We start from the raw sequence: 20,458 nt of genomic DNA on the forward strand, positions 1-20,458 counted from the left end.
GCCGTTTCCGTCCCGGCCTATCTCTGCTATGTTTCGCTCAGCACCACCAGTGGGAACTCATCACCCACCCTCTGGTCTAGACCGTGTCCACCACGTGAATACACCAATTAAACCGGTGGGCAATTCAGGGAGCATTACAACGACATGAGTGATCGTGAAATCGATCAACAGTTGGTGGAGCGTGCGCAGCGAGGTGAAAAAAGAGCGTTCGATTTGCTTGTCAGCAAGTATCAGCGCCGTTTGGCCCGGCTGTTGTCACGGTTTTTACGTGACAGCGCAGACATCGAAGACGTGACGCAGGAGGCCTTCGTCAAGGCATACCGCGCCTTGCCATCCTTTCGTGGCGAGAGTGCGTTTTATACCTGGCTATACCGTATCGGCATCAACACCGCCAAGAACTTCCTCAGTGCCAGCGGGCGACGCCCGGTCATCAACAGTGAGGTGGAGGACGAGGATGGCGAGAGTTTCGACATGGCGTCGCAGCTCCCCGACCTCAACACCCCCGAATCGGAGTTGATGAACAAGGAAATCCTGAACACGGTGAATGCAGCGGTAGAGGCGCTTCCTGAGGAGCTGAGGACGGCGATTTCGCTGCGGGAAATGGATGGTCTTTCCTACGACGAAATTGCCAAGGTGATGAATTGTCCCATCGGTACGGTTCGTTCGCGCATCTTCCGGGCGCGCGAGGCAATCGCATCCGAGCTTCGGCCGTTGCTTGATACGGCCAAGAATAAAAGGTGGTAAGCATGAAAGAATCATTATCCGCACTGGTGGATAACGAACTCGATGGACCGGAGGCTGCCAGGGTCATTGCCGCCGCCAGTACCGACGAGTCGTTGAAGGAAGCATGGGATGAGTATCATCTGATCGGTGATGCCATGCGTGCCTCTGGCCTGAACAGCATCAACGTGCGCCATCGGGTGGCTGCCCGACTGGCCGAGGAGCCGACTGTGCTGGCGCCGCGACGCTGGCTGCGAGAGGGGCGCGTGCGCACCGTCAGCGCCGTGGCACTGGCCGCGAGCATGAGTTTTGCTGCCGTGGTGGCGTGGCAGCAACTGGCGGTCAACGACCAGGGTACGGCCATGGTTGCCGCCGACAAGGGGGTGCCGGTGCAGGTGGCTCAGCAGGTGGAGCCGGCCAATGGTCCGATGGCGAATGGCAATGGGGAAGACCCTTATCTGCTGGCGCATCAGGAGTTGGCTTCCGATCCTGATGTGGTGAAAGTCTCGCTCGGCAATGGAGTTCGCCATTGATGCGGCTGAAGCACCTGACTGCCATTGTCTGTTTCGCTTTGCCGGCATTGGCGCATGCCGCCGATGACTGGCAGACCCTGAAGAAATCCGCCCAGGTAAGCCGCAACCAAGTCTTGACCGGTACCTATCTGCACCAGATGAGCGGTGTGGTGGAAACGTTCAGCATCGTGCGCGGCACTGGGGCGGAAGGGGTGATCGAGTTGCGCCAGTCGCTCGACGGCACGCCGCGCGAGATCGTTCGCAACGGCAACGAGCTGATCGGCTACGGCCCGGACAAGAAGGCCCTGATGGCCGCCAAGGTCAGTGCGATGCGGCTGTTCCCGGCCCTGTTGCCGGACGACATGGCCGGCGTTGCCGAGTCCTACACGCTCAAACGCCTGACCGGCGACCGGGTGGCGCAGCGCGAATGCGATTGGCTCGAACTCAAGGCCAAGGACAAGGCGCGTTACGGTATGCGGCTCTGTCTCGATCGCACCAGCCTGCTGCCGCTCAAGATCATGACGCTGACTCCGGCGCAGGAGCCGATCGAACAGTACATGTTCACCGAGATCGAGCTGGTCGCCCCGAAGGATCGCAGCCTGTTCAAGCCGCATTACTCGCTCAGCTTCCCGATCCGCAACGCGAGCGCGGCGGCATCGAGCGGAACGGGAGTGGAGGGCGTGGAGGTCAGCGGTCTGCCCAGCGGCTTCCGCCTGATCCGCGCCGTGCAACGCAGCCTCTCGGGGCAGGCCGAGCGTCTGGTGCGGCATCTGGTGTATACCGACGGCCTGGTCATGCTGTCGCTGTTCATCGAGCCGCAGGCAGGCGAACAGCGGGCCGAGCGGGTGAGTACCCTGTACGGCGCCGTCGGCATGGCGACGACCAGCCAGGGAGGCATGCAGCTGACCCTGGTCGGCGACCTGCCCGAAGCCAGCATGCTGTCCTTGCTCAAATCGATCCGGGTCGTCCAGAAATAAATATGGCTGAAATCCGGGCTCGCGTACTGGCAATGGGGCAGGCATGCGCATGGGAGCCTCCCCGTTCCACTCCCTGAGGGGCCCTGAAGGAGCGCCGATGAATGCCCTGTCAGTGCCGCCGGCTGGCCTGCCCGGTTTCTTCCTTCCCCTTGCTGGCGGTGGGTCGATCTGCCTGCTGTCATCGGCATTCGGCCGCATTTCAGCCGATCATCACCGCCAAGTTTCCTTCTGAACCTTTCATGCTGGAGAAAACATGTCGGTCCAAAAACTGATTGTCTCTGCCATGCTGGCAGCTGCCGTGATTTCCGGGCCGGTATGGGCCGCCGAGGCGCGCCCCCTACCGGACTTCACCCAGATCGTCGAGCAGGAAGGCAAGGCCGTGGTCAACATCAGCACCACGCAGACTGTGCGCTCGACCATCAACGCCGTGCCCGAGGAATTCAGCGGCGACCCGTTCTTCGAATTCTTCCGCCGTTTCGCCCCGCCCCAGCAGCAAGAACGCAAGGAACGCTCGCTCGGTTCGGGCTTCATCGTCTCGTCGGACGGCTACGTGCTGACCAACTCGCACGTGGTAGCAAAGGCCGAGGAGATCACGGTGACGCTGGGTGATAAGCGCAGCTTCAAGGCACGGCTGATCGGCTCGGATGCCCGTACCGACGTGGCGCTGCTCAAGATCGATGCGACCCGCTTGCCGGTGGCGCATCTGGGTTCGTCGGCCAACCTCAAGGTCGGGGAGTGGGTGCTGGCCATCGGTTCGCCGTTCGGCTTCGAGAATTCGGTCACCTCTGGCATCGTCTCGGCCAAGGGTCGCAGCCTGCCGGACGAAAACTACGTGCCGTTCATCCAGACCGATGCCGCGGTGAACCCCGGCAATTCCGGCGGGCCGCTGTTCAACCTCAAGGGTGAGGTGGTCGGCATCAACTCGCAGATCTACAGCCGCTCCGGCGGCTTCATGGGCATTTCCTTCGCCATCCCCATCGACGTGGCGGTGAAGGTGGCCGAACAGCTCAAGGCGGAAGGCAAGGTGAGCCGGGGCCGTATCGGCGTGTCCATCCAGGAGCTGACGCAGGAACTGGCCGAGTCGTTCGGCTTGCGTGGGGTGACGGCCGGGGCGTTGATCAATTCGGTCGAGAAGGGCGGCCCGGCGGATCGGGCCGGGCTGCGCGTCGGTGACGTCGTGCGCAAGATCGACGGCCAGCCGGTCGAATCCTCGGCCGACATGCCGCGCCTGATCGGCGCCCTCCGGCCGGGCAAGCCGGTGGCGCTGGAAATCTGGCGCAATCGCACGTCCCGCGTGGTGACCGTGGTACTGGAAGAGTTGCAGGAAGAGGCGCCGAGCATCGCCGAGCGCGAATTCCGCCAGCCGCAGAAACCGACCGAGCCGCAAGGCGAGCGCATGGCGTCCATCGGCCTGGAGTTGTCCGAACTGGCGCCGGTGCAGCTCAGGCGGCTCGGCGTCGAATACGGCCTGCTGGTGCAGAAGGCGAGCGGGTCGGCGGCGCGCGCCGGCATGGCGCCGGGCGATGTGATCGTCGGTGTCGGCGACGAACCGCTGAGGAGTGCGCGCCAGCTGCGCGAGGCGCTGCGCTCGGTACGCAAGGGCGGCACCATCGCGCTGCAGGTGTTGCGGCGTGGTGTGACGCTGTTCGTGCCGCTGACCGTTGAGGAGATTAAATGAGGCTGACGCTGTATTTTCGCGAGTATTGCAGCCTGTGCCACCAGATGCTGGCCGAACTCCAGCCGTGGCAGCAAAAGCACGGCTTCGCGCTCGACGTGATCGACGTCGACGCGGACCCCGTGCTGGAGGAGCGCTTCAACGAACTGGTGCCGGTCTTGATGGATGGCGACAACGAAATCTGTCATTACCATCTGGATACTCAGCGGCTGGCTGCACATCTTGGCGAAATCGGCTAAAATCCGCGCCAGTGTGAGTTGTCAAGGGCACGCCAGCGTGCCCTTAATTTTTGCTGGATACCGATGAAAAACATCCGAAACTTCTCGATCATTGCCCATATCGACCATGGCAAATCGACCCTGGCCGACCGTTTCATCCAGTTCTGCGGCGGCCTGGAAATGCGCGAGATGAGCGCCCAGGTTCTCGACTCGATGGATATCGAGAAAGAGCGCGGCATCACCATCAAGGCCCAGACCGCGGCGCTGCAGTACAAGGCGCGCGACGGTCAGGTCTACAACCTGAACCTGATCGACACCCCGGGGCACGTCGACTTTTCCTACGAAGTCAGCCGCTCGCTGTCCGCCTGCGAAGGCGCGCTGCTGGTGGTCGACGCCTCGCAGGGCGTCGAGGCCCAGACCGTCGCCAACTGCTACACCGCCATCGACCTGGGTGTGGAAGTGGTGCCGGTGCTCAACAAGATCGACCTGCCGGCGGCCGAGCCCGAGCGCGTCAGCCAGGAGATCGAGGACATCATCGGCATCGAGGCGATCGACGCGGTACGCGCCTCGGCCAAGTCCGGCATCGGCATCGAGGACATCCTCGAGACAGTGGTGACCAAGATTCCGCCGCCGCAGGGCAACCCGGACGGCCCGCTCAAGGCGCTCATCATCGACTCCTGGTTCGACAACTACGTCGGCGTGGTGATGCTGGTGCGCGTCAAGGACGGCCAGCTCAAGCCCAAGGACAAGATCAAGTTCATGGCCACCGGCGCCGAGTACCTGTGCGAGCAGGTCGGCGTGTTCACGCCGAAGTCGGTGCAGCGCGCCAGCCTCAACGCCGGCGAAGTGGGCTTCGTCATCGCCGGCATCAAGGAGCTGAAGTCGGCCAAGGTGGGTGACACCATCACGCTGGCTACCCAGCCGGCCACCGAGCCGCTGCCGGGCTTCAAGGAGGTGCAGTCCCAGGTGTTCGCCGGCCTCTACCCGGTCGAATCGCACGACTACGACGCGCTGCGCGACGCGCTGGAGAAGTTGCAGCTCAACGACGCCTCGCTCAAGTTCGAGCCGGAAGTGTCGCAGGCGCTGGGCTTCGGCTTCCGCTGCGGCTTCCTCGGCCTGTTGCACCTGGAGATCGTGCAGGAGCGCCTGGAGCGCGAGTTCGACATGGATCTCATCACCACCGCGCCCACTGTAGTGTACGAAGTGGTGATGAAGGACGGCAGCGTGATCGAGGTGGAAAACCCGTCCAAACTGCCGGATCCGGGCAAGTTCGACGAGCTGCGCGAGCCCATCATCACCGCCACCATCCTGGTGCCGCAGGACTACGTCGGCGCGGTGATGACGCTGTGCAACCAGAAGCGCGGCGTACAGGTGAACATGCAGTACATGGGCCGCCAGGTGATGCTGAAGTACGATCTGCCGATGAACGAAGTGGTGATGGACTTCTTCGACAAGCTCAAGTCCACCAGCCGCGGTTACGCCTCGCTGGACTACGAGTTCAAGGAATTCCGCGCCGCCGACCTGGTCAAGCTGGACGTGCTGGTCAACGGCGAAAAGGTGGATGCGCTGTCGCTGATCGTGCACCGCGGCAGCAGCCAGTACCGTGGTCGTGAACTGGTGGCCAAGATGCGCGAGCTGATCCCGCGCCAGATGTTCGACATCGCGGTGCAGGCCGCCATCGGCAGCCATATCATTGCCCGTGAGACGGTGAAGGCGCTGCGCAAGAACGTGTTGGCCAAGTGCTACGGCGGCGACATCACCCGCAAGAAAAAGCTGCTGGAAAAACAGAAGGCCGGCAAAAAGCGCATGAAGCAGGTGGGCAACGTGGAAATTCCTCAGGAAGCCTTCCTCGCCATTCTTCAAGTGGGGGACAAGTAAGTGGGGGGAAATCTGTTCTGGGTGTTCGTGGTGGTGGCCGTCATCGGCCTGATGCTGATCGTCTTCAGCGGCGGCAAACGTGAGGCGGCCGCCAAGGACTGGCCGGCATCCATTCAGTGGGGCTACCTCGCGCTGGTGGTGGGTGGCTTCGGCATGCTGTCCAGCGCCATGAGCTTCACCGCCGTGATGCTGGTGTTCGTGCTGATCACCGGGGCGGTATGGGCGCTGGACAAGCTGCTGCTGGCCAAGAAGAGGCAGGCCGAAAACCGCGAGGTGGGGCACTTCGTCGACTACGCGCGCGGTTTCTTCCCGGTCATCTTCGTGGTGTTCGTGCTGCGCTCCTTCCTGGTCGAGCCCTTCCAGATTCCCTCCAGCTCGATGCGGCCGGGGCTGGTGGTCGGCGATTTCATCCTGGTCAACAAGTTCTCCTACGGTATTCGCGTGCCGGTGCTGAACACCGTGCTGATCCCGGTCAACAAGGTCGAGCGGGGCGACGTGGTGGTGTTCAACTTTCCGCCGCAGCCCAGCATCAACTACATCAAGCGCGTAATCGGTCTGCCGGGCGACACGGTGGAGTACCGCAACAAGCGTCTGATCGTGAACGGACAGCCGGTGCCGGATCAGCAGGATGGCAACTACGAGTACCTGGAGCAGGGCCTGGCCATGATCCGCAACGAACAATACCAGGAGAAGCTGGGCGCCAAGAGTTTCAAGGTGCTCAACATCCCGGAAGCGCCGACGCTGAGCCTGAGCCAGGTCATGGATTTTCCTTTCCGCGAGCGTTGTGTCTATGATGACAATGGCTTCACCTGCCGCGTGCCGGAAGGGCACTATTTCATGATGGGCGACAACCGCGACAACAGCCTGGACGGCCGCTACTGGGGCTTCGTCGCCGACAAGCTGCTGGTGGGCAAGGCATTCCTGGTGTGGATGAACTTCAGCGACCTGTCGCGTATCGGTCATAGCATCCGCTGAGCGGTCTTCGGCTTTGACAGTCTAAGGGGGAGGGAGCAATGCAACGAGGTCAATACGGCTTTACGTTCATTTCGACGCTGGTGCTGATGGCCTTTATCGGCGGCGTCGTACTGCTGGGTTTCAAGGTGATCCCGGTCTACGTCGAATACGCGGCGGTCAAGCAAGCGGTAAGAGATTTGGGCAGTGAAACCTCCTCCAGCGAATACCAGATTCGCAAGGACTTCAATACCAAGGCCGATGTGGCCGACATCAGTTCGATCCGCGGCCAGGATCTCCAGGTGGTGGCAGGTTCCGGCGTAGTGCATATCCGTGCCGCCTATCGCCGTGAAGTGCCGTTGTTCGCCAATGTCGGCCTGACGTTTGATTTTGAAACCGAAGCAGGCAAAACCGATTCTTCCCAATGAGTGTATCGCAGACCGAAGTAAAGTTTGGCCGCCTGTCGGCCGCGTTGGGCTATCGTTTTTCACGCCCGGAACTGTTGCGCCAGGCCCTGACGCATCGCAGCTACGGCACGCCCAACAACGAGCGTTTTGAATTCGTCGGCGACAGCATTCTCAACTATACCGTGGCGCGCATGCTGTTCGATCGCTTCCCCCGTCTGAGCGAGGGGGAGTTGTCGCGCCTGCGCGCCAACCTGGTCAACCAGAGCGCGCTGGCCGAAATCGCCCAAGGATTGGGTTTGGGCGACTACCTGTACCTGGGAGAAGGCGAACTGAAGAGCGGAGGCTTCAACCGTCCGTCCATCCTGGCCGATGCACTGGAAGCGACCTTCGCCGCCGTCAGCTTCGATGCCGACTTCGCCGCCGCCGAGAGCGTGGTACGCCGCCTGTACGAGGCGCGTGTGGCCGCGATCGATCCCACCAAGCACGCCAAGGATGCCAAGACTCGCTTGCAGGAAGCCCTGCAGGCGCGCAAGCTGGCGTTGCCGAAATACCGCATCCTCTCCCAGAGCGGAGAGGCTCATGAACAATGGTTCAAGGTGGAGTGCGACTTGGGCGAACTGGCTGTCATCGTCACCGGCGAGGGCAGCAGCCGCCGCGCCGCCGAGCAGCAATCGGCCGAAACCGCACTGGCACACCTCGAACGGAAGCTGTCCTCGGGCAAGAAACACGCATGACTGATACCCCATTCCACTGCGGCTTTGTCGCCATCGTCGGCCGTCCCAACGTCGGCAAATCGACGTTGATGAACCACCTGATCGGCCAGAAGGTCAGCATCACCTCGAAAAAGGCGCAGACCACGCGCCACCGCGTCAACGGCATCCATACCGAAGACAGCGCGCAGTTCGTGTTCGTCGACACCCCTGGTTTCCAGACCTTCCACAAGGGGGCGCTCAACGAGGTGCTCAACCGCAGCGTCAAGGAAACGCTGTCGGACGTCGATTGCGTGCTGTTCGTCATCGAAGCCATGCGCTGGACCGGGGCCGACAAGGAACTGTTGCCGCTGTTGCCCAAGCACACCCCGGTGATGCTGGTGATCAACAAGCTGGACAAGGCCAAGGACAAGCTGGCTCTGGCCGAATTCATCGAGACCGTGAGGGCAGATTTCGCCTTTGCCGACGTCGAGGTGGTCAGCGCCAAGCACGGCCAGCGTCTCGCCGAGCTGCTCGACAAGGTGCGCCCGCACCTGCCGGAATCGATGCCGCTCTACCCGGAAGACATGGTCACCGACAAGAGCGAGCGCTTCCTCGCCGCCGAGATCGTGCGCGAGAAGCTGTTCCGCTACCTGGGCGAGGAACTGCCGTACTCGATGAACGTGGAAGTCGAGCAGTTCGAACTCGACGGCGCGCTGCGCCGCATCCACGTCGCCGTGCTGGTCGACAAGGAAGGCCAGAAGGGCATCCTGATCGGCAAGGGCGGCGAGAAGCTGAAGAAGATTTCGACCGAAGCCCGCCTCGACATGGAAAAACTGTTCGACGGCAAGGTCTATCTGGAAGTGTGGGTCAAGGTCAAGAGCGGCTGGGCGGACGACGTGCGCTTCCTCAAGGAATTCGGCCTCAACTGATCATGCCAGCGTCCCTGCCGTTGCCGCCTTACTGGACCGTCATCTTCTCCTCGCAGCGCACCGACGGTGACCAGGGCTACGCCGAGATGGCCGAGCGCATGATGCGGCTGGCCAGCGTGCAGCCGGGGTTTCTCGGCGTGGAAAGCGCCCGCGATGAAAACGGTTTCGGCATTACCGTGTCTTACTGGGATAGCGTGGAAGCGATCGCCGCCTGGCGCCACCACGCCGAGCACATGGTGGCTCAGCGCCTCGGGCGCGAGGTGTGGTATCAGGCTTTCTCGCTGAAGGTGGCACGCGTCGAGCGTGCGCACGATTTCACGAACCCGAGGGACGATGAACCCGGGCCGGATTGACCGCCAGCCGGCCTACGTGCTGCATGCCCAGCCGTACCGCGAAACCAGCCTGCTTCTCGACGTGCTGACGCGCGATCATGGGCGTATCACCCTGGTGGCGCGCGGCGCGCGCCGTCCCCGTTCCGACCTACGCGGGGTGCTGCTGCCGTTCCAGCCGCTGCGGCTGGCCTGGTTCGGCAAGAACGAAGTGCGCACCCTGCACACCGCCGACTGGCAGGGCGGGGTACCGCAACTGGCCGGTCTGCCGCTGGTGTGCGGGTTCTACCTCAACGAACTGCTGATCAAGCTGACTGCGCGCGACGACCCGCACCCGGAAGCCTTCGCGGTCTACGCCGAGGCGGTGCGCGGGCTGGCGGCGGGCGGTTCGCTGTCGTCGGTGCTGCGCCGTTTCGAGCTGGGCCTGGTGCGCGCACTGGGTTACGCGCCACCGTTCGACGTCGATGCGGCAGGGCGGAGCGTGGAACCCGACGCCGCCTACCTGTGCGGCCCCGAGCAGGTGCCGCAGCGCTGGCACGGTGAACCGGTGCAGGCGACGCAACAAGTGATCGAGGGACGGGCGCTGCTGGCCATGGTCGGCGGCGACTTTACCGAACTGTCCACGCGGCGCGCAGCGCGCAGCCTGATGCGACTTTTTCTGGGGCAGCTCCTGGGGGCGCAAGCGTTGGCCACCCGCGAGCTGCTGCAATCAATTAGTGCCCTGGGCGACTGACGCCAGAGGGAGATGGAGTAGACGATGATTCTGTTGGGCGTGAATATCGACCACGTGGCCACCCTGCGCCAGGCGCGCGGCACCCGTTACCCGAGCCCGGTCGAGGCGGCGCTGGTGGCCGAGACGGCCGGTGCCGACCTGATTACCCTGCACCTGCGCGAAGACCGCCGTCACATCCAGGACGCCGACGTGGTGGCGATGCGCCAGGTGATCAAGACGCGCATGAACCTGGAAATGGCGCTGACCGAGGAAATGCTGGCCAATGCGCTGGCGGTCAAGCCGGACGACGTCTGCCTGGTGCCGGAAAAACGCGAAGAGATCACCACCGAGGGCGGGCTCGACGTGATCCGCCACTTCGACCAGGTGCGCGACTACACCCAGGCCCTCACCGAGGCCGGCATCCGCGTGTCGCTGTTCATCGACCCGGACAACCAGCAGATCGAGGCGGCCCGCGACGCCGGCGCCCGCGTGATTGAGCTGCATACCGGCGCCTACGCCGACGCCGTGCATCAGGCCGAACGTGAGCGCGAACTGGCGCGAGTGCGTGAGGCGGCGGTGTTCGCCGCGCACCTCGGCTTCGTGGTCAATGCCGGCCATGGCCTCTCGTACCATAACGTCAAGCCGGTGGCGGCGATTGCCGAAATCGCCGAGCTCAACATCGGCCACGCCATCGTCAGCCAGGCGCTGTTCGTCGGCTTCCCCGAGGCGGTGCGCTCGATGAAGGCGCTGATGATCGAAGGCCGGCGCGACGCCCATCAGTAAGCGATCGTTACCATGATCTACGGCATCGGCACCGACATCGTCGCCGTGGCGCGCATGCAGGCCCTGCTGGACCGCTGGGGCGACAAGGCCGGGCGGCGCATCCTGGCACCGTCCGAGCGGGCCGCCTTTGCCGCCAGCAGCGACCCGGCGCGCCTGCTGGCCAAGCGCTTCGCCGTCAAGGAAGCGGCCTCGAAAGCCTTGGGAACCGGTATCCGCGCCCCGGTGCTGCTTACCGCCATCGCCGTCGATCACGATGCCCTGGGCAAGCCGCTGCTGGTCTTCAGTCCCGAGTTGCAGCGCTTCGCCGAAAGCCGTGGCGTGGTCGGCAGCCATCTTTCCATCAGCGACGAGCGCGACCACGCGCTCGCCTTTGTCGTGCTGGAGGGCGTGCCCCTGGCCACTCCTCCAGCCCACTTGCAGGCCTGACTCCTATGCACAGCACTGTTTCCTTGCCGCGCGGCCCCGTGATGGTGGACGTGGCGGGCTTTACCCTGAGCGACGCCGAGCGCGAGCGGCTCCGCCAACCGCTGGTCGGCGGGGTGATCCTGTTCCGGCGCAATTTCGAGAACATCGAGCAACTCAAGGCGCTGACCGCCGAAATCCGCGCCCTGCGCACACCGCACCTGCTGATCGCGGTCGACCACGAGGGTGGCCGCGTGCAGCGCTTCCTCGACGGCTTCACCCGGCTGCCGCCGATGCGCGTGCTGGGCGAAGCCTGGCAGCGTGATCCGGGCGAAGCGGAAAGCCTGGCCGAGACCGTCGGCTACGTGCTGGCCGCCGAGCTGCGCGCCTGCGGCGTCGACCTGTCGTTCACCCCGGTGCTCGATCTCGACTGGGGGCGTTGCGCGGTGATCGGCAACCGCAGCTTCAGCCGCGATCCGGAAGTGGTGTCCGCCCTGGCGCTGGCGCTGCAGCGCGGCTTGAAAAAGGGCGGCATGGCGACCTGCGGCAAGCACTTTCCCGGCCATGGCTATGTCGAGGGCGACAGCCATCACGTCATCCCGGTCGACGAGCGCGGCCTGGACGAGCTGATGGCCGATGACATCAAACCCTTCGTGCGCCTGTCCGCCGCCGGCCTGACCTCGGTGATGCCGGCGCATGTGGTCTATCCGCAGGTGGATGACCAGCCGGCCGGTTTCTCGCGCGTCTGGTTGCAGGACATCCTGCGTCGCCGGGTCGGTTTCGATGGGGTGATCTTTTCCGACGATCTGTGCATGGAAGGGGCGGCTGGGGCCGGTGGTATCGCCGACCGGGCGCGAGCTGCCTTCGCAGCCGGCTGCGACATGGCCCTGGTATGCAACCGCCCGGATCTCGCCGACGAACTGCTCGCCACGCTCGCCGATCCGGCCATTGCCGGGCTGGCAGAACGGCTGGCGCGCATGGAAGGGCAGGGCGAACAGGCGGAGTGGGAAAAGACGCTGGACAGCGCCGCCTTCGCCGCCGCCCGCGCCACGGTGGCGCGTCTCGCCATGCCGCCGGATGCGCTGAAGGGGCCGGCGGTGGGCGAGGCCAGCTGATCCGGCTACTCCATCAAGAGCAAGGCCACCGCATGCGGTGGCCTTTGTCTTTAGTGCCCTGCCGTTCAGGGCTTCCACAGCTTGGCGAGAAAGCCGGGGCGGACCCCCGCCTGGGCCAGTGTCACCGCTTCGATGATGTGGAAACCGGGGTTGCGGGTCTCGCGCAGCAGCGGCTCGGCGTAGGGCGGGCCGTCCGCCTTGCGCAGCGCCGCCACGCGGGGCTCGTTGGCTTTCTCGCGGCGGTGGGTGACCACGGCGATTTCGCCGTTGGCCAGCCGCACGCAACTGCCCGGCGGGTAGATGCCGATCTCCTTGATCAGCAAGGCGGTGTACTGCGGGTCGAATTCGCCATAGCCGCCTTGGAACAGCTTGGCCATGATGCGTGCCGCCGGCTCGCTAGCGTGGCCGGGCGAGGGTGACAGCCGGGCCGTCAGAACGTCGACCAGATGCAGTAGATGCGCCAGCGGCTCGATCTCGCCGCGCTTCAGCCGCAGCGGGTAGCCCGAACCGTTCCATTCCTCGTGATGCTGTTGCACCAGCGTGTGCCACAGCTCGTCGTCGATGCCGGCCTCGCGCAGAATGGCCGAGCTCAGCAGTGGATGAGCGAACAGCGCCTCGCGTTGCTGGGGTGTGGCCGGCGTGTCTTGAGCGGACATCTGGTTGAGCAGGCCGGTGACCGCGATGTTCATGGTCAGCGCGGCGCCGATCAGACTGTGCTGGGCCGCTTCGGCGAGACCCAGGCGGCGGCTCAGCACCGCCAGCAACGCGGCCGCATGCAAGGGGTGGCCGCTGCCGTGATCGCGTTGCGGCACCAGCAGAATGGCTGCCAGCAAGGCGTCAGGCTGGCTGAGGGCCAGCTCGTGCAGACGCCGGGCGACGCTGTGCAGGCTGTCGCCCAGACCGGCGACGGCCAGGCCGTGGATCAGCAAGCCCTGTACCCGTTGGCCGAGAAACTCCATCTCCAGCAGCGGGTTGGCCGGCCGTTGCGCTTCTTCCTGCTTGCGCAACGCCTCGGCGCGCTCGCGCTTTTCCCGTTCGAGCCGGGCCTCGACGGCATCCTTGTCCCCCATCCCGACGTTGAGCAGCTTGTCGCGCTGCTCCGTGCTGAGTACGTAATGGCCTTTTTTCAGCAGCAGGAGGCCATTGTTGGCGTAGACGTCGACAGGCAGTTCCTGCCCGACCCTGAGCAGCAGGGGATGCAGTTTGGTCTTGTTATCGGGGTGGTTGCTCATGGGTATTTATCACGCATTGGCTGATGCCATTGTAGCCTGCACGAGGCGGAGCGGCGGGTGGATAATGCCGCAGTCCTAGTGCTTCCTCTTCTTCCACAGCCCCGACAGGTATTGCGGGCGGATGCCGGCCTGGCTTAGCGGGATCATGCCCATGATCTGGTATTCCTTCTGCCTCGTTTCGCGCAAGAGAGGGCCGCCATAGGCCGCGCCGTCTTCACGGCGCAGGGCGGCGACCAGGGGCTGGTCGGCGCGCTCGCGCCGGGCGACGACCACGCCGAGTTCGTGGCTGGCCAGCCGGACGAAGCTGCCTGGCGGGTAGACGCCCATTTCCTTCACCAGCAGCGTGACGTACTGGCTGTCGACCTGCTGGTCGCGGTTCTGGAACAACTGGGCCAGCGCGTTTTGCGGCAGGATGGCCTTGCGGTAGCTGCGCGGCACCAGTTTGGCGGCGGAGATGTCGGCCAGATGCAGGAGGTGGGCCAGCGGGTGGATGTCGGCGCGCTCCAGCCGCTGCGGGTAGCCGCTGCCGTCCCATTCCTCGTGATGCTGCTGCACCAAGGTGTGCCACAGTTCGTCGGCGACGCCGCATTCGCGCAGGATGGCGGAGGAGAGCAGCGGGTGGCCGGCGACTTCCTCCTGCTGCTCCGGGGTGAGCGGGGCGGCCTGGCTGTAGAGCTCGTCCATCAGCGGGGCGATGGAGAGGTTCATGGTGAGCGCGGCGGCGATCAGGATCAGCCGGGCGTCCGCCGGGGTGTCGAGCCGCTTGGAGATCAGGGCTGCGAGGATGGCGGTGTGGATGCTGTGTGCGGCGGTATAGCGCTGGATCGGCAGCAGCAGCATCGACGCCAGCAGCCCGTCCGGCACCTTGTCGCACAGCCCGATCAGGCGCTCGGCCAGTTCGCGCAGCTTGAGCTCGAACATCGGCTCGGACAGGGCGCAGTTGAGCAGGTAGTCGAGCCGGGGGGTGATGTTGTGCACTTCTTCGAACGGCTCGATCAGTTCCGCTGTGCCGTCGGCCCGCTTGGCCGTGGGGTCGGGCTTGTTCTGCAGTGCGCGCTGGGTGGCCTCGACCGAGCTGTGGGCAAGCAGGCGTTCCTTCTGCTTGTCGGTCAGGACGTAATGGCCCTTGCCCAGCAGCAGGAAGCCGTTCTTGGTGTAGAGGTTGATGGGCAGTGCTTCCCCGACCTTGATAAGGCTGTCCAGCGGATTTTTTCCAGAAGACGCTGTCATTCTTTTTCGATTCTCCAAGCCATGCTACAAGTTTAGGCCCGGTAAACAAGGTGGGGGACTTATTTACCCGAAATGGTTTCCCATTCTTTCATCAAGCGCTTGAGCGAGACAGGGTAAGGCGTTTTCAGCTCCTGGGCAAACAGGCTGACGCGCAACTCTTCGATTTTCCAGCGGAAGTCGAGCAGTTCCGGCGTCGCTTCGCCCTTGTCTTCGGCCTCGGCCAGGCGGGTTTCCCACAGCGTCCACAACTGGCGGATTTCGGCGGCACGCTGGCCGTCGCGCTGCGGGTTGGCCGCGTGCTTGTCCATGCGCAGGCTCATCGCCTTCATATAGCGCGGCAGGTGGGCGAGCTGGCTCCACGGCGTGGCGGAGAGGAAGCCCTTGTGGACGAGGCGGCCCAGCTGTTCGGCGAGCTCGCGGCCCAGTTTGTGCTTGGCGAGCTTGGGCTGCAGTGCCTGGTATTCGCCGGCGATCTGGTTGAGGTAGGCAGTCACCGCCTGGATCACCGCCGGCAGCCGGGTGCGCGCCCGCGCCTTCTGGTCGTTGAAGGCCTTTTCGGTGCGCGGCAACTCGTCGTCACCGATGAAGGCGCGGTCGCAGATGCAGGCGATGGCGTCGGCCAAGAGGTCGTCGACGTTGGCCACGCCCCTCAATTGCAATCCGATCTGGGTCATGCCGGGCAGGCCCTTGCCGAGCTGCTTCATCTGTTCCTTGAGCTGCAGTTGCAGCAGCCGGATCACGCCCAGGCGGTGGGCGCGCTGGGCGGCGTATTCGGTGTCGTAGAGGCGGATCGCCACCTTGTCGGTTTCCAGCGTCAGCGCCGGGTAGCCGGTGAGTTGCTGGCGACCGCGTGCGAACTGGATCGCCGCCGGCAGTTCACCGAAGTCCCAGCTCGTCACTTCATCACGCTCGAATTCGGCCGAGGTGTCGCGGAAGGTGAGCTGAGCAGCCTGGCCGAACTGCTTCTGCAAAGCCAGCAGGTCGCGGCCGAGGCCGATTTCCTGCTTGCCGTCGTCGATGACGCGGAAGTTGAACAGCAGGTGCTGCGGCAGCGTGGAGAGGTCGAAGTCGTCGACGGCCACCTTCACCCCGCCGGTGTCGCGTAGGATGAAACGCGCGAGCTGCGGGGCGATCGGTTGGGTCAGGTCGGGGTCGGCCGACAGGAAGCGGGTGACGAAGTCCGGCACCGGCACGCAGGTGCGGCGTACCTGTTTGGGCAGGCTCTTGATCATCAGCTGCAGCTTCTCGCGGATCATGCCCGGCACCAGCCATTCAAACGGCGCCGGTTCGAGCCGGTTGAGGATGGCGAGCGGCACGTCCACGGTCACGCCGTCGAGCGGGTGGTTGGGCTCGAAGCGGTATTTCAGGCGCAGCTTGCCGTCTTCATGCTCGAGCCATTCCGGGAACTGATTGACGGTGACGTGCTGGGCGGCGTGGCGCATCAGTTCTTCGCGCGTCAGGAACAGCAGCTTGGGGTTGGCCTGTTCGGCTTGCTTGCGCCAGGCCTCGAAGCTGGCGGCGTCGACGACATCCGCCGGGATGCGTTCGGCGTAGAAGGCGTAGAGGGCCTCTTCATCCACCAGCACGTCCTGGCGCCGCGCCTTGTGTTCGAGTTGTTCCACCTCGCGGATCAACTGCTGGTTGCGCTGGAACCAGGGGGCGTTGCTGGCGTATTCCATCGCCACCAGCGCGCCACGGATGAACAGTTCGCGCGCTTCTTCCGGCGCGATGCGGCCGTAGCTGACCGGGCGGCGCGGCACCAGCGTCAGGCCGTAGAGGGTGACGCGTTCGCTCGCCACCACTTCGCCGCGGCTCTTTTCCCAGTGCGGATCGAAGTAGTGGTATTTGACGAGGTGCGGCGCGAGCTTTTCGACCCATTCTGGTTCGACCTTGCCGACGCAGCGGGCGTAGAGCTTGGTGGTTTCCACCAGTTCGGCCGCCACTAGCCATTTCGGCTTAGCTTTCTTCAGGCCGGAGCCGGGGAAAACGTGGAAGTGCACGCCGCGCGCGCCGAGGTAGTCGTCGCTTTCCTGCGATTTCATGCCGAGGTTGCCGATCAGGCCGGTCAGCAGCGCCTGGTGCAGGCGCTCGTAGGCGACGGCGTCGAGCTGCTGGCGTTTCTTGGCGCTGAGCTGGTCGAGGTTGGCGCCGGTTTCGGCTTCGGCGTGGGCCTCGTGGCGCTGGATCAGCCCCATCTCGGCGGCGATCTCGGCGAGCTGGCCGTGCAGTTCGCGCCATTCGCGCATCCTGAGATAGGACAGGAAATGCTCGTGGCACAGGTTGATCAGCTGGCGGTTGGATTTCTTGTGCTTGAGCGAGTCCTGGAAGAAGTCCCACAGGTGCAGGAAGGACAGGAAGTCGGACTTGTCGTCGGCAAATTTCTGCTGGGCGCGCTCGGCGGCTTCGCGCGCTTCGAACGGCCGCTCGCGCGGGTCCTGGATGGAGAGCGCTGCAGCGATGATCAGCACTTCGCGCGCACAGCCCAGATCGCGCGCCGCGAGCAGCATGCGGCCGATCTTGGGGTCGATCGGCAGCCGCGCCAGTTCCTTGCCGACCGGGGTCAGCTCGCTCTTGTCGTCCACCGCGCCCAGTTCGGTCAGCACTTGGTAGCCGTCGGCGATCAGCCGGGACGACGGCGCTTCGATGAAGGGGAATTCGTCGACGCGGCCGAGCCGCAGCGCCGCCATGCGCAGGATCACCGCGGCGAGGTTGGAGCGCACGATTTCCGGATCGGTGAAGGCCGGGCGGGCGTTGAAGTCGTCCTCGCCGTAGAGGCGCACACAGATGCCGGCCTCGACCCGGCCGCAACGGCCGGCACGCTGGCGCGCCGCCGCCTGGGAAATCTTTTCGACTTGCAGCTGCTCGACCTTGGCGCGCGGCGAGTAGCGGTTGACGCGGGCGAGACCGGTATCGATCACGTACTTGATGCCGGGCACGGTGAGCGAGGTCTCGGCCACGTTGGTGGCGAGCACGATGCGCCGTCCGCCCGAAGGCTTGAAGATCTTCTGCTGATCTTCGTTGGAGAGACGGGCGAACAGCGGCAGGATCTCGTAGCCGCGGATGCCGGACTTGCGCAGCTTCTCCGCCGTGTCACGAATCTCGCGCTCGCCGGGCAGGAACACCAGCATGTCGCCCGGGCCGTGGCGCGAGATTTCGTCCACCGCCTCGACGATGGCGTCTTCCATCTCCACTTCGCGCTCGTCTTCGTCGCGCTCCTTGAGCGGGCGGTAGCGCACTTCCACCGGGAAGGTGCGGCCGGAGACCTCGATCACCGGCGCGTTGTCGAAATGGCGCGCGAAGCGGTCGGCGTCGATGGTGGCCGAGGTGACGATCACCTTGAGGTCCGGCCGGCGCGGCAGCATCTGCTTGAGGTAGCCCAGCAGGAAGTCGATGTTGAGGCTACGCTCGTGTGCCTCGTCGATGATGATGGTGTCGTAGGCTTCGAGGTAGCGGTCGGTCTGCGTTTCCGCCAGCAGGATGCCGTCGGTCATCAGTTTGATGACGCTGCGTTCCGACAGCTTGTCGGTGAAGCGCACCTTGAAACCGACGTGGGCCCCCAACTCGCTGCCCAGTTCCTGCGCGATGCGCGTCGCCACCGAGCGCGCGGCGAGCCGGCGCGGCTGGGTGTGACCGATCAGCCCGTACACCCCACGTCCCAGTTCCAGGCAGATCTTGGGGATCTGCGTCGTCTTGCCCGAGCCGGTTTCGCCGCAGATGATTACCACCTGGTGGGCGGCGATGGCGGCCCGGATCTCGTCGCGCTTCTGGTTGACCGGCAGCGCAAGGTCGAACTCGGGCTTGGGCAGGTGGGCCGAGCGCGCTTCGGCGCGGCTCTGCGAGCGGGCGATCTGCTGCGCCACGTCGGCCAGCAGCTTGTCGGCCGGCTGCTGTTTCTTCAGCCGTTGTTCGGCGTCGGCGAGCTTGCGCTTCAGACCGTGGCGGTCGCGGATCAGGCAGGAGGGCAGGGCGGCCTTCAGTTCGGCCAGCGGGCGGGTGGTGGTCATGCGCTTCAAAGAACGGCGAAAACGGGAAAGCGCGAGTATAGCAGAGGTGCGGGTCGCTAGGCCTGAGGCTGGCCGAGCCGGCTGGCGATCTGCAGCAGTAGTCCACCACCACCCGGACCCGTGGCGATTTGCTGCCGTCGACCTATTCGCCGTGGCGTTGCCGGGTGATCGCCAGGCAATGGCTGGTCAGCGCGTTGTCGACGAAGTCGTTGAGCAGCACCAGCAGCCGGCCTCCGCAACGGTCGGCGACATGGCGGCGGTCGGCGACCCACGGATAGGTGGCGTGGTCGAACCGGGCCTTGGTGGACAACAGCGGCGAGGCGGCGTCGCTGAAGGTGGCTATCGCCTTGGCGATGCCCTCGGTGGTGGCGGTATAGGTGGCTTGCAACTGGAGCACGGTCCAGTCCTGTTCGGGTTGAGCGAGGGTCTGGTCCAGACAGGCGATGACGCTTGCGGGGTCGTTGGTGGCGTAGCCGCTGTCCGAGTAGGAGTCGCGGCAGTGATCATTGCCTTCCAGCACGATCAGCCGCTTGCGGCTGTCCAGCAGTTCCTGGTAGCTGGTTTGCAGGTCGGTTCTGTCGCCCAGCGCGATGCCTTTGCCGGCCAGCGCGGTGCCGAGGTAACGGGTGATTTCACTGCCGGCCGGTTTCATGCCGTTTTCCAGGAAACCGTCGTACTTGATGTTGACGACCACGATTTCCTGCGAGTGGCTGCCCAGGAATTCCACCACGCGGCGCAGGAAGTCGTCGAAGCGGCAGCCGGGAATGAACGCGTGCTGGTGGCGCAGCAGGTCGTCCTTGCGGTAGAAGCTGGCGTTGTAGCCGGGGCGGAAGTCGAAGTAGCGGGTACCCAGCGCCAACTGGGTGCTGATCGGTTCCTTCTGGGTGTAGCCCAGGTTCACCAGCGCGCGCAGCGGGGTGTCGGTGGTTTCCAGCAGTACGAGGGCAGCGACCAGCGCGGTGGTCAGTGTCGGCCCCAGTACCGGGAACGATGCCGCTCCCAGGCCCAGCGCAGTGATGATGGCGGCGGCGGCTTTCTCGCTGTCGCCATAGTGCACGATCAGGCGGTGGATGAGGTCGCGGGCCTCACCGGCATTGCCCAAGCCGGTGAACATGCCGGCATCGTGGGCGCCGGGCAGCACGAACTTGCCGAATGGAGCCTCCAGCACCGCCGGTTTGGCGGCGGCGAGGTTGCCCATCCAGTGGCTATGGTCTTCGGTGAGGTAGAGGTAGGCCTGGTGCGACTGGTTGTGGCCGGCGTCGTAGAAGCCGTAGGACACCGCGTAGCGGCCAGGGGCGATCACCGAGTTGGTGTCGAGCATATTGCCCATGTCGGTGTCGCCCAGGTTGCCGGTGGAGGGGGCGATCTCCGCGTAGCGGGTGAGGGCCTTGCTGCCGTTGACCTTGGCCTGCAGGGTGAAGCGGCCGGTGCGCTCGTCCCAGTCGATGTTGCCGCTGTCGATCTCGCGATGGCCGTGCTGCATGCTGCCGATGAGGGGGTCGTCAGCCTGGCTGAAAGTCAGATCGTCGTTTCCCCTCGTCTCGGCGGTAATCGTATAGCTTGGATTGCTGACGTAGCCGTAGATGTCGATGCCCTTGCTGATGCCCATGGTGCCTTACTCCTCATTACCGATGGATTGGAAGCGGTGGGTTTACGCTGCTGAGCAAGCGATTGGTATGTACTCCAGTAGTG

At 64.5% G+C, this 20,458-nt stretch carries 20 protein-coding genes; 16 read left to right on the top strand and 4 right to left on the bottom strand.

Annotation, left to right across the window (positions count from 1 at the left end; all coding sequences use genetic code 11):
• Positions 1-144 precede the first annotated feature (144 nt).
• The 16 genes from rpoE (at position 145) to nagZ (ending at position 12,300) form a co-directional block, all read left to right on the top strand.
• Entirely contained in the window at positions 145-744 is a 600-nt protein-coding gene (gene rpoE, locus PSEMAI1_RS0107750) for an RNA polymerase sigma factor RpoE (RefSeq protein ID WP_024302328.1), read from the top strand.
• Positions 745-746: 2 nt separating this feature from the next.
• Entirely contained in the window at positions 747-1,253 is a 507-nt protein-coding gene (locus tag PSEMAI1_RS0107755; RefSeq protein WP_024302329.1) for a sigma-E factor negative regulatory protein, read from the top strand.
• Positions 1,253-2,209, top strand: coding sequence for a MucB/RseB C-terminal domain-containing protein (locus PSEMAI1_RS0107760; RefSeq protein ID WP_024302330.1), 957 nt, complete (start codon positions 1,253-1,255; stop codon positions 2,207-2,209). The genes PSEMAI1_RS0107755 and PSEMAI1_RS0107760 overlap by 1 nt, the downstream gene beginning before the upstream one ends.
• A 97-nt stretch (positions 2,210-2,306) precedes the next feature.
• Positions 2,307-2,441 (top strand): hypothetical protein, encoded by a 135-nt coding sequence (locus tag PSEMAI1_RS22295; RefSeq protein WP_255327046.1) that lies wholly within the window; start codon positions 2,307-2,309, stop codon positions 2,439-2,441.
• Positions 2,442-2,462: 21 nt separating this feature from the next.
• Positions 2,463-3,887, top strand: coding sequence for a DegQ family serine endoprotease (locus PSEMAI1_RS0107765; protein ID WP_024302331.1), 1,425 nt, complete (start codon positions 2,463-2,465; stop codon positions 3,885-3,887).
• The gene (locus PSEMAI1_RS0107770; protein WP_024302332.1) at positions 3,884-4,123 is read left to right on the top strand and encodes a glutaredoxin family protein; all 240 of its coding nucleotides are present in this window, start codon (positions 3,884-3,886) and stop codon (positions 4,121-4,123) included. The genes PSEMAI1_RS0107765 and PSEMAI1_RS0107770 overlap by 4 nt, the downstream gene beginning before the upstream one ends.
• A 63-nt stretch (positions 4,124-4,186) precedes the next feature.
• Positions 4,187-5,980 carry a translation elongation factor 4 gene (gene lepA / locus PSEMAI1_RS0107775; protein ID WP_024302333.1) on the top strand — a complete coding sequence of 598 codons (1,794 nt, stop codon included), beginning with the start codon at positions 4,187-4,189 and terminating at the stop codon, positions 5,978-5,980.
• The gene (gene lepB, locus PSEMAI1_RS0107780) at positions 5,981-6,955 is read left to right on the top strand and encodes a signal peptidase I (protein ID WP_024302334.1); all 975 of its coding nucleotides are present in this window, start codon (positions 5,981-5,983) and stop codon (positions 6,953-6,955) included. It abuts the gene before it with no gap.
• Positions 6,956-6,993: 38 nt separating this feature from the next.
• Positions 6,994-7,359, top strand: a complete 366-nt coding sequence (locus PSEMAI1_RS0107785) for a DUF4845 domain-containing protein (protein ID WP_024302335.1) — start codon at positions 6,994-6,996, stop codon at positions 7,357-7,359.
• On the top strand, positions 7,356-8,072 hold the full coding sequence (gene rnc, locus PSEMAI1_RS0107790; RefSeq protein ID WP_024302336.1) for a ribonuclease III: 717 nt from the start codon (positions 7,356-7,358) through the stop codon (positions 8,070-8,072). The genes PSEMAI1_RS0107785 and rnc overlap by 4 nt, the downstream gene beginning before the upstream one ends.
• On the top strand, positions 8,069-8,959 hold the full coding sequence (gene era, locus PSEMAI1_RS0107795) for a GTPase Era (protein ID WP_024302337.1): 891 nt from the start codon (positions 8,069-8,071) through the stop codon (positions 8,957-8,959). The genes rnc and era overlap by 4 nt, the downstream gene beginning before the upstream one ends.
• Positions 8,960-8,961: 2 nt before the next feature.
• Positions 8,962-9,312, top strand: a complete 351-nt coding sequence (locus PSEMAI1_RS0107800; protein WP_024302338.1) for an antibiotic biosynthesis monooxygenase — start codon at positions 8,962-8,964, stop codon at positions 9,310-9,312.
• Complete coding sequence (gene recO / locus PSEMAI1_RS0107805; protein WP_024302339.1) at positions 9,293-10,021, top strand: DNA repair protein RecO; 729 nt, start codon at positions 9,293-9,295, stop codon at positions 10,019-10,021. Before PSEMAI1_RS0107800 ends, recO begins: the two co-directional genes overlap by 20 nt.
• A 24-nt stretch (positions 10,022-10,045) precedes the next feature.
• Positions 10,046-10,783, top strand: coding sequence for a pyridoxine 5'-phosphate synthase (pdxJ, locus tag PSEMAI1_RS0107810; protein ID WP_024302340.1), 738 nt, complete (start codon positions 10,046-10,048; stop codon positions 10,781-10,783).
• 12 nt (positions 10,784-10,795) lie between these two features.
• Positions 10,796-11,209, top strand: a complete 414-nt coding sequence (gene acpS, locus PSEMAI1_RS0107815) for a holo-ACP synthase (RefSeq protein WP_024302341.1) — start codon at positions 10,796-10,798, stop codon at positions 11,207-11,209.
• 5 nt (positions 11,210-11,214) lie between these two features.
• Complete coding sequence (nagZ, locus tag PSEMAI1_RS0107820; RefSeq protein ID WP_024302342.1) at positions 11,215-12,300, top strand: beta-N-acetylhexosaminidase; 1,086 nt, start codon at positions 11,215-11,217, stop codon at positions 12,298-12,300.
• A gap of 65 nt (positions 12,301-12,365) precedes the next feature.
• Here nagZ and PSEMAI1_RS0107825 read toward each other — a convergent pair whose 3' ends face one another.
• The 4 genes from PSEMAI1_RS0107825 to PSEMAI1_RS0107840 all read right to left on the bottom strand — a co-directional run bounded on the left by PSEMAI1_RS0107825 (position 12,366) and on the right by PSEMAI1_RS0107840 (position 20,375).
• Positions 12,366-13,532: an HD-GYP domain-containing protein gene (locus PSEMAI1_RS0107825; protein WP_024302343.1), complete on the bottom strand. Its 1,167-nt coding sequence runs from the start codon at positions 13,530-13,532 to the stop codon at positions 12,366-12,368.
• Positions 13,533-13,607: 75 nt separating this feature from the next.
• Positions 13,608-14,762 carry an HD-GYP domain-containing protein gene (locus PSEMAI1_RS0107830; protein WP_024302344.1) on the bottom strand — a complete coding sequence of 385 codons (1,155 nt, stop codon included), beginning with the start codon at positions 14,760-14,762 and terminating at the stop codon, positions 13,608-13,610.
• A gap of 59 nt (positions 14,763-14,821) precedes the next feature.
• Complete coding sequence (gene hrpA / locus PSEMAI1_RS0107835; RefSeq protein ID WP_024302345.1) at positions 14,822-18,766, bottom strand: ATP-dependent RNA helicase HrpA; 3,945 nt, start codon at positions 18,764-18,766, stop codon at positions 14,822-14,824.
• 142 nt (positions 18,767-18,908) lie between these two features.
• Entirely contained in the window at positions 18,909-20,375 is a 1,467-nt protein-coding gene (locus PSEMAI1_RS0107840; RefSeq protein ID WP_024302346.1) for a hypothetical protein, read from the bottom strand.
• Positions 20,376-20,458: the final 83 nt, after the last annotated feature.

This window comes from Pseudogulbenkiania sp. MAI-1, from assembly GCF_000527175.1.
Lineage (GTDB): Bacteria > Pseudomonadota > Gammaproteobacteria > Burkholderiales > Chromobacteriaceae > Pseudogulbenkiania.

What these genes read in the sequence shown, in the direction of transcription:
- rpoE (WP_024302328.1), top strand. Translation starts at nt 145, where the DNA reads ATGAGTGATCGTGAAATCGATCAACAGTTGGTGGAGCGTGCGCAGCGA.
- PSEMAI1_RS0107755 (WP_024302329.1), top strand. Translation starts at nt 747, where the DNA reads ATGAAAGAATCATTATCCGCACTGGTGGATAACGAACTCGATGGACCG.
- PSEMAI1_RS0107760 (WP_024302330.1), top strand. Translation starts at nt 1,253, where the DNA reads ATGCGGCTGAAGCACCTGACTGCCATTGTCTGTTTCGCTTTGCCGGCA.
- PSEMAI1_RS22295 (WP_255327046.1), top strand. Translation starts at nt 2,307, where the DNA reads ATGAATGCCCTGTCAGTGCCGCCGGCTGGCCTGCCCGGTTTCTTCCTT.
- PSEMAI1_RS0107765 (WP_024302331.1), top strand. Translation starts at nt 2,463, where the DNA reads ATGTCGGTCCAAAAACTGATTGTCTCTGCCATGCTGGCAGCTGCCGTG.
- PSEMAI1_RS0107770 (WP_024302332.1), top strand. Translation starts at nt 3,884, where the DNA reads ATGAGGCTGACGCTGTATTTTCGCGAGTATTGCAGCCTGTGCCACCAG.
- lepA (WP_024302333.1), top strand. Translation starts at nt 4,187, where the DNA reads ATGAAAAACATCCGAAACTTCTCGATCATTGCCCATATCGACCATGGC.
- PSEMAI1_RS0107785 (WP_024302335.1), top strand. Translation starts at nt 6,994, where the DNA reads ATGCAACGAGGTCAATACGGCTTTACGTTCATTTCGACGCTGGTGCTG.
- rnc (WP_024302336.1), top strand. Translation starts at nt 7,356, where the DNA reads ATGAGTGTATCGCAGACCGAAGTAAAGTTTGGCCGCCTGTCGGCCGCG.
- era (WP_024302337.1), top strand. Translation starts at nt 8,069, where the DNA reads ATGACTGATACCCCATTCCACTGCGGCTTTGTCGCCATCGTCGGCCGT.
- PSEMAI1_RS0107800 (WP_024302338.1), top strand. Translation starts at nt 8,962, where the DNA reads ATGCCAGCGTCCCTGCCGTTGCCGCCTTACTGGACCGTCATCTTCTCC.
- recO (WP_024302339.1), top strand. Translation starts at nt 9,293, where the DNA reads ATGAACCCGGGCCGGATTGACCGCCAGCCGGCCTACGTGCTGCATGCC.
- pdxJ (WP_024302340.1), top strand. Translation starts at nt 10,046, where the DNA reads ATGATTCTGTTGGGCGTGAATATCGACCACGTGGCCACCCTGCGCCAG.
- acpS (WP_024302341.1), top strand. Translation starts at nt 10,796, where the DNA reads ATGATCTACGGCATCGGCACCGACATCGTCGCCGTGGCGCGCATGCAG.
- nagZ (WP_024302342.1), top strand. Translation starts at nt 11,215, where the DNA reads ATGCACAGCACTGTTTCCTTGCCGCGCGGCCCCGTGATGGTGGACGTG.
- PSEMAI1_RS0107825 (WP_024302343.1), bottom strand. Translation starts at nt 13,532, where the DNA reads ATGAGCAACCACCCCGATAACAAGACCAAACTGCATCCCCTGCTGCTC.
- PSEMAI1_RS0107830 (WP_024302344.1), bottom strand. Translation starts at nt 14,762, where the DNA reads ATGACAGCGTCTTCTGGAAAAAATCCGCTGGACAGCCTTATCAAGGTC.
- hrpA (WP_024302345.1), bottom strand. Translation starts at nt 18,766, where the DNA reads ATGACCACCACCCGCCCGCTGGCCGAACTGAAGGCCGCCCTGCCCTCC.
- PSEMAI1_RS0107840 (WP_024302346.1), bottom strand. Translation starts at nt 20,375, where the DNA reads ATGGGCATCAGCAAGGGCATCGACATCTACGGCTACGTCAGCAATCCA.